At 61.6% G+C, this 14,936-nt stretch carries 11 protein-coding genes; 3 read left to right on the top strand and 8 right to left on the bottom strand.

Annotation, left to right across the window (positions count from 1 at the left end; translation table 11 throughout):
* Window positions 1-186 precede the first annotated feature (186 nt).
* Entirely contained in the window at window positions 187-1,044 is an 858-nt protein-coding gene (locus AC1DIS_RS23440) for a GNAT family N-acetyltransferase (RefSeq protein WP_192350543.1), read from the top strand.
* A 69-nt stretch (window positions 1,045-1,113) separates the two neighbouring features.
* Complete coding sequence (locus AC1DIS_RS23435) at window positions 1,114-1,827, top strand: cupin domain-containing protein (protein WP_477743080.1); 714 nt, start codon at window positions 1,114-1,116, stop codon at window positions 1,825-1,827.
* Between the two features lie 67 nt (window positions 1,828-1,894).
* Here AC1DIS_RS23435 and AC1DIS_RS23430 read toward each other — a convergent pair whose 3' ends face one another.
* The 4 genes from AC1DIS_RS23430 to gabT all read right to left on the bottom strand — a co-directional run bounded on the left by AC1DIS_RS23430 (window position 1,895) and on the right by gabT (window position 6,251).
* On the bottom strand, window positions 1,895-3,100 hold the full coding sequence (locus tag AC1DIS_RS23430; RefSeq protein WP_477743079.1) for an acetyltransferase domain-containing protein: 1,206 nt from the start codon (window positions 3,098-3,100) through the stop codon (window positions 1,895-1,897).
* A gap of 571 nt (window positions 3,101-3,671) precedes the next feature.
* Window positions 3,672-4,160 carry an Lrp/AsnC family transcriptional regulator gene (locus AC1DIS_RS23425; protein WP_003174918.1) on the bottom strand — a complete coding sequence of 163 codons (489 nt, stop codon included), beginning with the start codon at window positions 4,158-4,160 and terminating at the stop codon, window positions 3,672-3,674.
* A 45-nt stretch (window positions 4,161-4,205) separates the two neighbouring features.
* The gene (locus AC1DIS_RS23420) at window positions 4,206-4,862 is read right to left on the bottom strand and encodes an HAD family hydrolase (RefSeq protein WP_064617999.1); all 657 of its coding nucleotides are present in this window, start codon (window positions 4,860-4,862) and stop codon (window positions 4,206-4,208) included.
* A gap of 96 nt (window positions 4,863-4,958) precedes the next feature.
* A complete protein-coding gene (gene gabT / locus AC1DIS_RS23415; protein ID WP_204123552.1) occupies window positions 4,959-6,251 on the bottom strand; it encodes a 4-aminobutyrate--2-oxoglutarate transaminase in 1,293 nt (430 codons plus the stop codon).
* Between the two features lie 137 nt (window positions 6,252-6,388).
* Between gabT and AC1DIS_RS23410 the strand changes: the two genes are divergently transcribed.
* Window positions 6,389-7,315, top strand: coding sequence for a 2-hydroxyacid dehydrogenase (locus AC1DIS_RS23410; RefSeq protein WP_026286404.1), 927 nt, complete (start codon window positions 6,389-6,391; stop codon window positions 7,313-7,315).
* 258 nt (window positions 7,316-7,573) lie between these two features.
* Here the strand turns inward: AC1DIS_RS23410 and AC1DIS_RS23405 are convergent, their stop codons facing one another.
* The 4 genes from AC1DIS_RS23405 to AC1DIS_RS23390 form a co-directional block, all read right to left on the bottom strand.
* The gene (locus AC1DIS_RS23405; RefSeq protein WP_477743077.1) at window positions 7,574-7,939 is read right to left on the bottom strand and encodes a hypothetical protein; all 366 of its coding nucleotides are present in this window, start codon (window positions 7,937-7,939) and stop codon (window positions 7,574-7,576) included.
* 258 nt (window positions 7,940-8,197) lie between these two features.
* Window positions 8,198-10,051, bottom strand: coding sequence for a polyurethane esterase (locus tag AC1DIS_RS23400; protein ID WP_477781108.1), 1,854 nt, complete (start codon window positions 10,049-10,051; stop codon window positions 8,198-8,200).
* 97 nt (window positions 10,052-10,148) lie between these two features.
* Window positions 10,149-11,846, bottom strand: coding sequence for a polyurethane esterase (locus AC1DIS_RS23395; RefSeq protein WP_477743075.1), 1,698 nt, complete (start codon window positions 11,844-11,846; stop codon window positions 10,149-10,151).
* A 23-nt stretch (window positions 11,847-11,869) separates the two neighbouring features.
* Window positions 11,870-14,917: an autotransporter domain-containing protein gene (locus AC1DIS_RS23390; protein WP_477743074.1), complete on the bottom strand. Its 3,048-nt coding sequence runs from the start codon at window positions 14,915-14,917 to the stop codon at window positions 11,870-11,872.
* Window positions 14,918-14,936: the final 19 nt, after the last annotated feature.

The following is a 14,936-nucleotide window of genomic DNA, read 5'->3' as shown; positions in this document are numbered from 1 at the left end:
AAAGCCCAAGCATTTGCTGCCGACCTTATGGGGCAATTAAGTAGTAAGTGTGGTCTGCAGGCCTTTGATGTGAGGAATCTGCCGAATCCTTCCGCCCCCCTTGTCAGGCCTTCACACAGATGGGATACAGGCATCCTCGCGCCGGAAAACCGGTTGATCGCGCACACTGTAAAACGGAGATTCATCATGTCCGCCTCGCACCCTTCCGCTTATGTCTATCGGCCGATGACCGCTGCTGATTTGCCTTCGGCCCATGCCTTGTCTGTTGAGTTGAAGTGGCCTCATCGCCTGGAAGACTGGGCGATGTTGCAGCGGGTCAGCGAAGGTTTCGTGGTGCTCGATGGCCCGCGTTTAATCGGTACCGCATTCGCCTGCCGGCAAGGCGACTTCGCCACCATCGGTCTGGTGATTGTCAGTGACGACTATCAGGGCAAGGGCATCGGCCGTCGATTGATGGAGCACGCACTGGAGGCCTGCCAGTCGCGCACGCCGATGCTCAATGCGACCCTCGCCGGTGCGCCGCTTTATGCCAGCCAGGGGTTTGTCGAGTACGGACGAATTCAGCAGCATCAAGGCCTGGCCCAGGTGCCCGCGCTTGAACCACTGGCGGACGGTGAGGAATGCCGCCCGTTACAGGCGACGGATCGGGCTCCTCAACTGGCACTGGCCAACGCCGGCAGTGGTCTGGACCGGCAAGCGGTGCTCACGGAGCTGTTTGCGGTGGCCGAGCATTCGGTAGGCATCGAGCGCGACGGTCAGTTGCGTGCCTTCGCCCTGCTGCGCCCGTTTGGTCGCGGTCGTTGCCTCGGCCCGGTCATCGCCGAAAATCTTGAACAGGCCAAACACCTGATCGCCGTGTTGCTGGCCCAGGTGCCGGACGCTTTCGTGCGAATCGACATTCCAGCGGACAGTGGTTTGAGCGAGTGGCTGGAGCTGGCCGGTCTCAAACAGGTCGACACCGTGGCGCAAATGGCACGGGGTACACCGCCGCAAGCGGCCAACGGCGTACGCCAATTTGCCCTCGTCACCCAAGCCATCGGCTGATCCCGGCGCGCGATGAAGCGAGCGCCTTCCATCACTTTCTACCCCCCATTTGCAGGGAGCGTCACCCCCATGTCTCAACCCACCATTGTGCTGTTGGCCCGCGCCGACGGCAGCCGCGTTTCTACGTCTTTCAAGGCAGCGCCCTTGAGTTCCATCGATCCGTTCATGGACGGTCGTCAGATCGCCTACATTGGGTCCGACGGCGTCTCGGCGGGCCTTGTTCACACCAGCAAAACCGTCGATATCGAGCACTTCCCGCACACCGAAGTGATCGTGGTCCATGCCGGGCGCGTCGTGCTGCAATCYGGGGAACAGGTGCTGGAACTGGGCATCGGTACCAGCGCCGTGATCGGTCGCGGCACAGCGCTCAGGTTTGAGGCACAACCCGATACGTGCTGGGCCTTCTGCGCCGTCACCAGCCCCAGCGCCGAACAGAAACCGGGGCTGACAGCGCTCGACCCGCTGGCGATGCTGTCCCCTTCGGCGGCACCGGAACCGCAGATACTGATCGGGCCTACGCCGCAGTGTCGCTCGCGCAATGCCTTCGAAGATGACGCCACTGATCTGCGCGTCGGCGTGTGGGATTCGACTCCGTACACCCGCCATGGCCGAGCGCACAAACTCAACGAGCTGATGCACCTGCTCGAAGGCAGCGTGACTTTGCAGGCGCCGGATGGAACCAGCGTAACGGTCAACCCCGGTGACACCGTGTTCGTGCCGCAAGGCGCACCGTGCGCCTGGAGCAGTACGCGGTATGTGCGCAAGGTGTATGCCGTCAAATAGAGAACTGTGGGAGCGGCGGTGCAGCGATCCCACAGGTGTTTGTGCTGAATTCAGCAAAGTCTTTGAATCAGAGGTATTTGAGAATCGCAATGTCGCGACGGCGCTGCTTGAGGTTGGCGAACCAGCGCGTCGGGAAGAACAGCAGCACCCCGAGAATCACGCTCCACAGCCAGACCATGGGCAGGTTATCGAAGCCGTAATAGGTGCCCTGATTGGCGCCCCAGATGGCAACGGCCACCAGGTACATGGCCTTGAGCACATACAGGTGCAGCAAATAGAAGAACATCGGCGCACCACCGTAGACCGCCAGGGTCGCGGTGGACCAACGATCCTGGGCCTTCTCGAACAACGCCAGAAGAATCAGCCCCAGGCCAAGGGTCGGCATCAGGAACATCAGTGACGGCGGGTACTTCTTCGCGCTCATGAAACTCATGAAGGTGCGCAGCGAATCACCGGTCTGCACCCAGGGTTTCTCGCCGTAAACGTTCAGATAGCGGATGACCACAAACGCCGCCAGCAGGCCGAAACCGACTTTGAGCAAGCGGGAAATCCGCTCTGCCGGGTCCATGTCCTTGCCGAACCACGGCCCGATGGCCCAGCCCAGCAGGATTACGCCGATCCACGGCAACACCGGGTACGTGGTGCGAGCCCGGGTGAACTCGGTGATGTCGATGAATACGCGCTGATGCAGGATCGACCACGGCACGAAGAACGGCGACTCCGGCCCCACGGTCACGCCATCGAGCAGGTTGTGCCCGGCGACAATGGCCACCCCGAGCACGATCAGCCAACCGCGCTTGAAGTGCAGCAACCCGGCAAGCACGATCATGCAAATGCCAATGCACCAGATCACTTGCAGCCACAGCGTCTTGGGCGGGAACTCGGCGTTCCAGGCAAAGCACACGAATGTGAGCTCCAGAAACACCAGGAACAGCCCGCGCTTGAGCAGAAACACCGAGGTTTCACTGGCCGTGTGTTTCTGGCTGTAGAGCCAGGCCGACAACCCGGTGAGGAAGATGAACACCGGGGCGCAAAGGGTGCTCAGCAGGCGGGTGAAGAACAGGTCCGGGGTCACGCTCAGCGCATCGATCGGGTCGGTGACCTGACGGTGCAGCAGAAAGGTTTCGCGCACATGGTCGATGAGCATCAACAGCATGACGAAGCCGCGCAAGGCATCGATGGCCAACATCCGGGTGTTGGTTTTGGCAACGCTGGTGGCCARCGCAGGGGAAACACTTCCCGCCTGCCCTGCCACGCTTGTGGATAGGGTCATATCAGTCACTCATGTCTTGGTCAGTGGACTACCGCTGGCTCAGCCCTGTTTCTTCAGCCTGGCAACTTCCGATGCCGGCAGCTGCGACGGCGCCCGCGGCAAGGGTACCTGACCTTCCTTTCGATAGAACGACAGTGTTGAACTGAAACCGTGCAACGACCTGCCCCTCTCTCTGAACGCATTACAACGCAGGCGATTTTGCGCTTTGTTCCGAATTCATCGCCCGTAACGCAAACGAAGACTGTTTTCGCCGCGTAAACAGCGGTTTATACGGCCTGCGCCAGCATGAAGCGTGTTGAAGCGGTTGTGCGGCCCCGATGTCCGATTGAGGTGCATGCCCAAACCGAATTCTCCGTAGCAGCTGTCGAGCAGCGCGAGGCGGCGTTCGGCGGCGAAGCAGCCGCAAAATCAGTCACTGCGATCCGTCAGGTACACCGTGCATTCAGGGTTTACGACTGCTACGCAGCCGAACGCCACCTCGCGCTGCTCGGCAGCTGCTACACAGAGCCCGTCGCGCGCCTCTTTCGAAGGCGCGGCAGGCTGCAAGGGAATGGGGGATGTGGAGTCAGCTTCAGTGCCGCAACAATTTGCGCAGCGGCACGCCGTCCTTCAGTACGGGTGACTTGATGACGATGTAGCTGAAATACTTGGAGATGCCGATGTTCTTGTCCAGCAGGCTTTCGACCACTTCCTGATAATGCTGGATGCTGCGTGTCATGAAGCGTACCAGGTAATCGTAGCCACCGCTGATCAGGTGGCATTCGAGCACTTCGTCGACCAGACGGATATTGGACTCGAACTTGGCGAAGTCTTCGCGCTTGTGGTCGCTCAAGGTGATCTCGGTGAACACCGTGACCGAGTCGGTGATCTTGGCCAGGTTCAGGTGAGCCTTGTAGCTGGAAATATACCCGGCCGACTCCAGCCGCTTGACCCGTTGCAGGCAGGGGCTGGCCGACAGGCCCACGGCATCGGCCAGGCTGACGTTGGTCATGCGCCCGTCCTTTTGCAGCTCAACCAGGATGCTGATGTCGATTCGGTCCAGTTTTACTAAACCTTCCATTGCGTACCTCTTGACTGCCGTTTGTAAGACAATCTTCTAGCAAAATCAGCGCCGTAAAGACAGCTGATGCTGAGCCACCAGATCCGCCATGCTGTTAATGCAGTAATCCGCCGCGCACGGCGACGGTTGTCTGGCCCGGCCGCGACAGATCAGGCAGACCGCCCCCGCCCCCGGTTGCCGGGCGCCAGGCCGGGTTACCTGGAGGATGGTGTTGGCATCAAGGTCATTGGCCGCCAGCCAGTCATGGTCCTGCAATGGGTCGCTTGCCAGGGAAATAAAATCGTCGGGCATGATCCCCAGGCGTTCGCACAGCAGGCCGCGATCTTCGGCGTCACGGTCGCCATGCACCAGCAGGCGATAAAACTTGCGCAAGTACAGCATGGCGCCGGGTGCATCCTCGAACAACGACCAGCCGACGACGGACCGGGCGAAGCTCATGCCCTCCTCCCAACTGGCTTTCAACGCCCAGCGCTCGGCCAATTGACGGTGGGCGAAACACAGCAAACCACTGAAGCCCAACTCGCCGAAACGCGGGTACAGCGCCCGCACCACCTCGCTGAATTCGGCCAGCACCTGTGCCTTGTCCGGGTGACCGCCACGGCTGTCGAGCAGCGGCTGCAACGCCGCCCAGACTCCGGAATCGCGATCCACCAGCACCTCATCGCAATCGATCAGCAACGCTCGATAATCAGTCAGCCCCATGGTGTGTAAAGCCTCCGATGATGCATTCCATCAATCCATGCTCCATAAATGCTCACGGGCGATGCCGTGTGGCAGCGCCCGTGAGCTGGCGTGAGCTCAGTTCAAGACTCGTGCCAGTGCCGCGTCGAGAATCTGCAACGCTTCATCGATCTGTGCTTCGCTGGTCACCAGTGGCGCGAGGAAGCGCAACACGTTGCGTTGCACGCCGCACTTGATTACCAACAGGCCACCGGCCCGGGCTTCATCGATCAGTCGTTGGTTGAGGTCGGCATCTGCGGTCCGTGCCTCGTCATCCTTGATCAGCTCGATCGCCAGCATGAAGCCGCTGCCGCGCACGTCGCCGATCCGTGGGTAACGGGCCTGCAAGCGCAACAGTCCCTGACGCAGACGCTCGCCCAACGCTTCGCCACGGGCCAGCAACTGCTCTTGCTCGTAGGCTTCGATCACCGCCAGCGCCGCCGCGCACGACAGCGCGTTGCCGCCGTAAGTACCGCCGAGGCCGCCTGGCAATGGCGCGTCCATGATCTCGGCTTTGCCGACCACACCGGACAGCGGCAAACCGCCGGCCAGGCTCTTGGCCACGGTGACCAGATCCGGCTGAATCCCGGCGTGCTGGAAACCGAACCATTTGCCGGTACGCCCGAAACCGGTCTGGATCTCATCGAGGATCAGCACGATGCCGTGCTTTTCAGTCAGCGCGCGCAGGGCCTGAAGAAACTCCGCCGGTGCCGCAAGGAAACCGCCATCGCCCTGCACCGGTTCGATGATGATCGCCGCGACCCGCTCAGGCGCCACTTGGGTCGCCAACAACTCGTCCAGTGCCTTGAGCGCCATGTCGCTGGTGACGCCGCGATAGGCATTCGGATACGGAGTGTGGAAAACCTCCGGCGCGAACGGCCCGAAGTTCTGTTTATACGGCTGGCTCATGCCGGTCAGCGTGGTGCCGAGCAAGGTCCGGCCATGGAACCCACCACGAAAGGCGATCACCGCCGAGCGGTTGGTGTGGGCGCGGGCAATCTTCACCGCGTTTTCCACCGCTTCGGCGCCGGAGGTGAAGAACGCTGCTTTATAAGCGTCCTGGCCGCCGATCATTTCGCACAGGCGCTGGGCCAGGTCGAGATAAGGCTTATAGGCCACCACCTGAAAACAGGCGTGGGAGATTTTTTGCAACTGCGCCTGCACCGCCGCGACCACCTTCGGGTGGTTGTGACCGATGTTAAGCACACCGATACCGCCGACAAAGTCCAGGTAGCGCTTGCCGTCCACGTCCCACAATTCTGAACCCAGGGCCCGATCGATCACCAACGGATGCGCGGTAACCAGGCCACGTGGCACGAATTGATCGCGCTGACGGAGCAAATGAGGGGTTTCGTCGACTTTGCTATTCATGGCATTTCCCATCGTGAGTCCGGCAACCGGGAAGTGGTTGCGATGGTGTTCAGGTTAAGGCTTGCGCGAAACGAACTACGCCGAACTTGCCCCCTGAGAAATTCGGATCAACTCCCTTCACCTTTCAGGAAATGCCCATGGCCCTGCTGTATAAAGCTGACCCTGTGCGCGGCAAACAGTGGCAAGCGCTGTTTGCCGAACACGCCCCGGATATTGAATGGCGCGCCTGGCCGGACATCGGCGACCCGAAGGACATTCAATACCTGGCCGCGTGGCAGGCACCTGACGATCTCGACGTTGTGCTGCCGAATCTGCAAGTGCTGTTTGCCTTGTCCGCCGGCGTCGATCAACTCGACCTCGGTCGCTTGCCGGCGAGCTTGCCGGTGGTGCGTCTGCTGGATCCGGGCATCACCCGTGGCATGTGCGAATACGCGACTTTTGCCGTACTCAGCCTGCACCGCGACATGCTGCGCTACCGCCAGCAACAAATGGCCCGCTGCTGGCAGGCGCACTTGCTGCAACCGGCGGCCAAACGTCGGGTCGGGGTCATGGGGCTCGGCGCCCAGGCGCAGCAGATTCTGGCGACCTTGCAACCGCTGGGCTTTGCCTTGTCTGGCTGGGCGCGCAGTGCCCATCACATTCCGGGGGTCGATTGCTATGCCGGCAACGCGCAACTGTCGGCGTTCCTCAGCCAGTGCGACATTCTGTTGTGTGTGTTGCCGCTGACCGAACAGACCCAGGGCATTCTTGATCGCAACCTGTTTGAGCAACTGCCCAAGGGCGCGGCGCTGATCAACATGGGCCGTGGTGGGCATTTGATCGAAGAGGATCTGCTGGAAGCGCTGGACAGCGGGCACTTGAGCGGCGCAGTCCTTGATGTGCTGCAACAGGAACCGGCACCGGTAGATCATCCGTTCTGGCACCACCCGCAGATTCTGCTGACACCGCATATCGCCGCGATGACCCAGCCGGAAAGCGCGTTCGGGGTATTGCTGGAGAACATCCGCCGGCATCAACGGGGTGAGCCGATGCTCGGCGAGATCGATCGCGCGCAGGGTTATTGAACGCCGATGCAGTAACGGGCGCTCAGGGGCTAATGCCGGTCAGTTCAGCCGCAACGCACTCTTTGTGCGTTCGCCGTAGCAGCTGTCGAGCTTGCGAGGCTGCGTTCGGCTGCGAAGCAGTCGTGAATCCGGCTAACGCGGTCTGCCTGATGCACCGCAATGTCTGGTTTTACGACTGCTCTGCAGCCGAACGCAGCCTCGCAAGCTCGACAGCTGCTACAGATCGCATTACGGCTTAATTGTCCGGCATTAATAGATTTAGTGGGTGCCCGGAATGCTGTTATCGCAGGAAATGTATTGCCCGCCACGCCGAAGCAGTTGTTCCTGCATCCGCTGGCAGCGTTCCAGTTCCTGCTGCATCGAACGGTCGATGCTGATATTGCCGGTCTTCTCCGGTTGTTTGCCGTCACCCAGGCGCACGGTCACCCAGGGCTGTTCCGGCTGGAGCTGGAAGCGGCTTTTTTCTTCGACGGGCTTGGCGGTTTCGGTTGCTGGCGGTTTCGGCAGTTGATCGGAGGTGACCCCGTAACGGGTCAGAATCGAGCTCTGAGGCAGTTCTGCGGCGGCGGCTGCCGATAACAAGGCCAGCGCCAGACCGAAGGTGTACCTCTTGCTGTTACTCACGTTGCAAAATCTCCTGTACTCAATGGCGGCATGCAGCACCGGCGTCATAAGGATAACGCGTGGATGGGCTGATGCTTTAGGGCCAGTTGCTGTTGAGGCAGGTATTCGAGTCCGGGTGTGGCCAGTGAGTCACGGGGACAGGCAGGATTACCGCGTTATCGTTCTTCGCGGGCAAGCCTCGCTCCTACAGGGGAAATGGATTCCAATGTAGGAGCGAAGCTTGCTCGCGAAGAGGCCCTTACCGGCGCCGCCTCACCCTCAGGCGATCACAATCGCGCTACTGGACAAACTGTCCAGCCCGACACCCACCAGGGTCACCGAATCACTGCCAAACGTCAGCAACGTATCCTGCCCCACCGCCGTGGCATGGGCGCGGAAGTCGTCGTTTGGCGCAACGCCCTGAACCCCGAGGAACACCAGTTTGTCGTTGGCCTGGTAGCCCACCACCCGGTCCTGGCCAAACGCGCCGCTGAACAGGAAAGTATCAATCCCGCCGCCCGACTCGATCAGGTCATTACCCGCCCCGCCGACAAACACATCGTTGCCGGCGCTGCCGATCAAGTGGTCGTTGCCGTCCAGGCCAAACAACCAGTCGCCCGCTGCATGGGCCTTGAGAGTGTCGGTGCCGGAGGTGCCCTTCACGCTCGAGGCGTACTGGGTCAGGTTGCTGCCGACGGTGAGGCCATTGGCGGTGACGTTGTGGGTCACGTCATCCTTGAACACGCCCCAGAGAAACCCCGGCTCCTTGGTGACGATGCTACCGATGTCGCGGGTGATGCTGATGCCGCCATTGGCGTCGCGCACGTACAGGTTGCCGACACCGTCATTGGCGAAGACGAAATTCTTCACCGACTGCTGCAGGTCCAGCACGTTGCTGCCCTTGCCGCCCAACAGGATGTTGTAGCCACCACTGTCGCGGAAGGTGTCGTTACCGTCGCGGCCTTCGATGTAGTCGTTGCCCTTGCCGCCCTGGATCAGGTCATTGCCGTYGCTGCCGATGATGAAGGTGCTGCCTTTGTGGGTTTCGGCGTTGCGGTTCAAGTCCTGGACCCAGGTGTTGGCTCGCGCCGGGTCCGAGAGGTTGGCGACGATGATCGTCGAGTCCTTGCTGGTCAGGTCGTAGAACTTGGACTCCAGCACCCGGGTCATGCCGTCGCCGTAACCGGTGGGCAAGTGTGAAATCCAGGTGGCGATGTTGGTGATGGAATACGGCAACACATTCCACGCCGTCGAGGCGTAGTGGTCGTTGAAGCTGACGATGTTATCGGTCGCTGAATCCTTGGGAGCGTCGTGCACCCCCACCGAAGCCAGGTTGAACGACGAGCCATCGAGCGCGCGGAACACCGGGTCGTTTTCATAACCGATGTTCAGCACTTTGTCGCTGCTGCTTTGGGTCGGTGAGGCGTAGGCGATGTAGTTGGAATCCTGATAGAACCCGGACCATTTTTCGCTGCTCAAGTCCGCCAGGCTGTTGACCGCCAACCCGCCGAGGCTGTGGCCGCTGACCAGCACGTCCTTGCCCGCAAGGCCATTGGCCTGGGCAAACGCCGCGACTTTGCCGAGCAAATTGCCGAAGGCTTCGCCCGCATAGTTTTTTGCGTAATCCTTGGGGCCGAGCGCCGCCAGCAGATCGTTGATCACATCACCGATGGAATCGCCGATCTGGATTTCCCTTGGGCCGCTGGTGCCACGAAAGGCAATGCCGATTTCCGTGAGATGACCCTGGGCGTCGTACTTGCCGAGGATCTCCACTTGCGCGCTGGTGTAACCGGCCTTCTCGCCGAAGAAGGTTCCGCGAGCGTCGGTCTTGCCGTCATAGCCCAGTTGCGTGGCCGTGATCGGGGTCCAGCCGGCCTTTTGCACGGCGTCGAGCGCGGCCTTTTCCGAATCGGGGTTCCAGGGAATGCCGGGAATCACGCCCTGGGAGTCGGTGCCGCCGATCAGCGCGGTCACGAGGGTGGCCGGCAAGCCCAGGCCGAAACCGTTTTGCTGGTAACCGGTGGCGAAACCGTTGTCGAGGTTGTGATAGGAATACAGCATGATCGCCATGGCGTCGCTGAACAACGCCTTGGAGTCTGCTGCGCCGAAGTTCTTGTAGTCATACACACCCATTGGTATTGCCTCTCTCTTTGTTGGAATTGTCAGAGATAGCTCACAGCCAGGACGCCTCGATCACGAGGCGCCCCGGAGCCTCTAGTGCATGCCGCCTTTACGCAAACGTAATTCCCGAAGCCGACAGGTTATCCAGTCCCACCCCCACCAGCGTCACGGCGTAATCGCCAATCTTCAGCACCGTGTCGTTGCCGGCCTGTGAAGCGTGCTGGGTGTAGTCATAGCCCTGCCCCGCGCCCTGGACGCCCATGAACACCAGTTTGTCGCTGCCCTGGTAGCCATTGATCGCGTCGAAACCGAAGGCGCCGCTGAACAAAAAGGTGTTGCCGCCGCCCGAGGCATGCATCACGTCATTGCCCGTGCCGCCGACGAAGGTCACATGGCTTTTATCGCTGCGCAGCAGGTCGTCGCCGGCATTGCCGAACAGCCAGTCACCGTCGACGCTGGCCACCAGCGTGTTGCTGAAGGCATCGCCGTTGAGCGAATGGTTGTAGTGGGTCAGTTCCGTGCCATTGAGCAAGCCATTGGCGGTGACGTTGTAGGTCACCTCCTTGCTGCCCCACCACGAGCCCGATTCCTTGCTCACCAGCGCGCCGATGTCGCGGGTCATGCTGATGCCGCCGTAGGCGTCGCGCACATACAGGGTGCCGTCGCCGTCATTGGCAAAGCTGAAGTTCTGCAACGGCTTCTGCAGCTCGAAGGTGTTGCTGCCCTTGCCGCCCAGCAGCAGGTTGTAGCCGCCGTCATCGCGGAACCGGTCGTTACCGTCTCGACCTTCGATGAAGTCATTGCCGGCGCCGCCCTTGAGCCAGTCATTACTGTCGGTGCCGATGATGAACGTGCTGCCGGTGTGGGGCTCGCCGCTGCGGCCCAGGTCTTCGACCCAGGTGGTGCCTCGGGACGACTCCGACAGGTTGGACACGATCAGCGTCGAGTCCTTGTCGGTGAGGTCGTAGAAGCGCGAGTCGATCACCCGGTTCAAGCCGTCGGCATAGCCCAACGAGCCATGGGCCGACCAGTTCAGCGGGTTGAGGATGCTGAACGGCACCAGATTCTGCGCGGTGGACGCGTACTGGTCATTGAAGTTGACGATGTTGTTGGTCGCCGAATCCTGATGACCGTCGTGCTTGCCCAGCGAGCCACTGCTGAAAGTGGTGCCGTCGAGCACGCGAAACACCGGGTCGTTCTCGTAACCGATGTTCAGCACGTTGTTGCCGGTGGCGCTTTGGGTCGGCGAGGCAAAGGCGATGTAGTTGGCGTCCTTGAAGAAACCACCCCAGTTATTGCCGCTCAACTCCGCCAGGCTGTTGACCCCCAGCCCACCGAGACTGTGCCCGCTGACCAGCACGTCCTTGGCGCTCAGGCCGTGGGCGATGGCAAACGCGGCGACGCTTTTGAGCAAGGTATCGAAGGCGTTTTTCGCGTAGTTGCTCGCGTAATCCGCCGGTCCGACCGCGGCCAGCAGGTTGTTTTTCACGTCGCCGAAGGTGTCGCTGTAACCCAGGCCGCCAGTGCCACGGAACGCAATGCCGAGGCCGATCAGCTGCCCTGCCCCGTCGTATTTACCGAGGATTTCGGCTTCGGCGCTGGTGAAACCGTCCTTCTCGCCATAGAAGGTGCCTTGAGGCCCCACCTTGCCCTGATAGCCCAGGGCTGCCGCGCCAATCGGCGCCCAAGCGGTCGCTGGCAGTGGCTGGCCGGTGGGCGTGTACGCGTAGAGCGTCAGCGCGATCGCGTCGGAGTACAACGCCTTGCCGGCCGCACTGCCGGCATTTTTGTAATCAAACAGTCCCATGTTGTGGCTTCCTTTGCGTCAAATCAGAACTGCCAGTCCAGGGTCAGGCCCACACCGTGGTCTTTTTCCCGGGAGCCGAGCAGCCCGTTGTAATCCAGGTTCAAACGGGTATCGCGGCCCAGCGCCAGTCCGGCACGGGCGCCGACCACCGCGGCATCGCGGTCCATGGACACGCTTTGCACGCTGAACGCGGTGTTGCCGTTGACGAAGGCCAGGTGGTCTTCGGAACGGGTGCTGCTCAGGTTGTGCTGCCAGCCGAGCGTGCCGGACAGTTCCAACTGATGCTGGTCGGACAGCGCAATGGCTTTGCTCGCCCGCAGACCGAGGGTCGAGAGCACCGCATCGCGGTTGTTTTCACCGCCCTTGAGTGCGGCGGCATCACCTTTTTCGCTGAAGCTGTCGCTGTTCAAATGCACGTAGGCCAGGTTGGCGAACGGCTCCAGTGCCAGCGGTTGCAGGTCCAGGCGATAGGCCGCTTCGGTGAACAGTTGTGCGGTGGTCGCATCGCGTTTGGATTTCTGCTTGCCGCTGACGTCACCGAATTGCAGGTCGCGTTTGACGTCGATGCGATGCCAGCTGTAAGCGCCGCCGACACTCAGGCGCAGCGCGTCGATCTCATGGCCCAGGTAGGCGCCCAAGTGATAGCTGTCGACCGAAGCTGAAGAGTGCGTGCCATCGCCCATGCTCAATGAGCTGTCGCTGTAACCAGTGACGAAACCCAAGCGCGTATGTTCAGTGATCAAGCCATCGACACCGGCCAGCAGCCCGCCGATGGAGCTGTTGGAACTGGCGTTGTCATGCCCGCCATCGCTCTTGCCCCAGGCGCCGAGCACTTTGAGCCAGGCATTGCTGCGGTCATCGGTCGGTGCGCCGGCGTCGAACAGATCATGCTCGCGCAAACGTTCGCCGACGGCATCGCGCAGGTAGTGGCTGTCGTTGATCAGCAGCGTGCCGATCGCCGGATGAATCTCGCCAGACAGCTGCTGGAACGCTTGTTGCGCGACAGCTGCGGTCGGCGACAGCAGCAGGGTTTCGTACAGCGGATTGCCTGCGCCCAGTTGCTCGGCGGCAGCGGCCACGGCGCGTTGGTTCGGGGTTTGGCCAACGCTGGTGAAGGACGTCGCATTACGCTCGACGGCCAGTTGAATGCCGTTGGTCGCGTAGTCGAGGGTGCCACCGATAAACAGGTAATCCGGCAGCACTGCTCCGAAGCGCCCTTCGATTCCGCCGGCCGCTTGCAGGATGTTGTACTGATTGCCGAGCAGGGTTTTCGCCTCGCCGGTGGTCAGCAGCGTCGGGCTGTTTTCCAGCGACAGGCTGACCGTTGCGCCGTCAATGATCGCCTTGCCGCCGGCGATGATCCGGTCGCTGCTGGTGGGCGACAGTTCTACGGCGTAGGTCGAACCAGGTTCGAAGGTCACGTCGCCCGCCACCTGCAAGGTGCCGATGGAATTGCCGGGGGCTACAGTACCGCCGCTTTTCGCGGTCAGTGCCGCGATGCTGCCGTTACCGCCAAGGATGCCGCTGTTGTTGACGGTGACGGCCGACAGCAGCGAACCGTTGATCGCCAATCGGCCCTGATTGACCAGGGTCGGGCCGGTGTAGGTGTTGGCGCCGGTCAGCACCAGCGTGCCGATGCCCTGCTTGGTCAGGCCGCCATGGCCGGAAATGTCGTTACGCCAATAGTCGAGCCCGCAATGCACGTCATTGCACACGCGCTCGGTGGGTTTGCCAGCATCGATGATCGCGCCGATACCCGGCAAGTCCGCGACAAACTGGCTGGAGCCGTAGGCGCCGTTGATGCGGAACTCCTCGTGAATGTCCTGCTCGGTGACGAACATCGCCGGGCCATCGATGCCTTTGCGCAGGTTGATCATGCCCCAGCCGTACAGTGCGTCGACGCCGGGTGCGCCGAGGTCGGTGGCGGTGGTGCGCAGCACGCTGGCAACTTGCGCGCCGGTCATGTACGGGAAGCGTTCCATCAACACTGCCACCGAGCCGGCAACGTGCGGCGCCGCCATCGAGGTGCCGTTGTAGTTGGCGTAGCCGGTGGTCAGGTTATCGGCATTGGTGCCACTGATGATCGAGCTATAGATGCGGCTGCCCGGTGCCGACACGCAGAAACTCGCGGTGTAGCCGCAGCGCGACGAGAAGGTGCTGATGGTGTAGAGGTCGGGGCTGTTGATGTCCGGGTTCTTCTGCAACGCGGCGACGGTCATCCAGTTCGGCGCGATCTGGGGGACGAAGTAACCGAGGCCGGCGATGGCGTCCGGGTTGTTGAGGTTGTAGTCGTTGCCGGCGGCGAAGATCGTGACGATGCCGCTGCGGGCCGCCGCAATGGCGCCGTCGTAGGCGCCGCCGGGTTTGGTCCCGAGCAAGGTCTGGATTTCGTTGAATTGCAGCTGCGCGTCCTGCACGGTGAAGTGCGGGTATGCCGGGTCCCGGCCTCCGAGGTCGAAGCGGTCGGTGATGCCGATGCCCCAGCTGTTGTTGATGATCCGCGCGCCGCTGGCGATCAGGGCGTCCCAGCCGGCCTTGTACACCGCGCCGTCGTTGCCACGGATGATGCCGTCTTCCGGGCCTGGGTCGCCGTTGTCAGCGCTGATGATTTGCGCGCCAAAGGCGACGCCGTGCATCGGTCCGCCATCGCGACTGCCCGCGGCGATCCCGCCAACGTGGGTGCCGTGGGCGCCGAGTTTGCCGTTGGAACCTACTGAAGGCGAACCGTCATAGAGAAAGGCGTCCCCGGCTTTGACCGGAATGTACGGATCGGTGTACTCGCGGATGCCACTGGTGACCAGGGTTATTACCTTGTTGGCCCCGGAAAACTCCGGGTGCAAGGCGTAGACCGGCTGGTCGAAGATCCCCAGTTTCACCCCTTTGCCGGTGTAACCGGCCGCATAGGCATCCTGAGCGTTGATCGCCCCCAGCCCCCAGTCGGCGTTGAACTCCGCGCTGCGCCAACTGTTCGGGTCACCGACCCTGCCGTTTTCCACGTAGGGTCCCGCGTGTGCGGTGCCCAGGGTTGCCAGTGCACAGAGCAAGGCAAGTTTGTTGTACTTGTTATCCATCAAGCTACCGTCCTTAGTT

It is taken from the genome of Pseudomonas sp. 05N433 (assembly GCF_056396925.1).
Note: the sequence above shows the minus strand (reverse complement) of the source record. Positions and strands in the feature narration are given on the sequence as shown.

Bases quoted from the DNA above. Each gene is read 5' to 3' on its own strand.
- AC1DIS_RS23440 (WP_192350543.1), top strand. From the start codon at position 187: ATGTCCGCCTCGCACCCTTCCGCTTATGTCTATCGGCCGATGACCGCT.
- AC1DIS_RS23425 (WP_003174918.1), bottom strand. From the start codon at position 4,160: ATGGAAGGTTTAGTAAAACTGGACCGAATCGACATCAGCATCCTGGTT.
- AC1DIS_RS23420 (WP_064617999.1), bottom strand. From the start codon at position 4,862: ATGGGGCTGACTGATTATCGAGCGTTGCTGATCGATTGCGATGAGGTG.
- gabT (WP_204123552.1), bottom strand. From the start codon at position 6,251: ATGAATAGCAAAGTCGACGAAACCCCTCATTTGCTCCGTCAGCGCGAT.
- AC1DIS_RS23410 (WP_026286404.1), top strand. From the start codon at position 6,389: ATGGCCCTGCTGTATAAAGCTGACCCTGTGCGCGGCAAACAGTGGCAA.
- AC1DIS_RS23395 (WP_477743075.1), bottom strand. From the start codon at position 11,846: ATGGGACTGTTTGATTACAAAAATGCCGGCAGTGCGGCCGGCAAGGCG.
- AC1DIS_RS23390 (WP_477743074.1), bottom strand. From the start codon at position 14,917: ATGGATAACAAGTACAACAAACTTGCCTTGCTCTGTGCACTGGCAACC.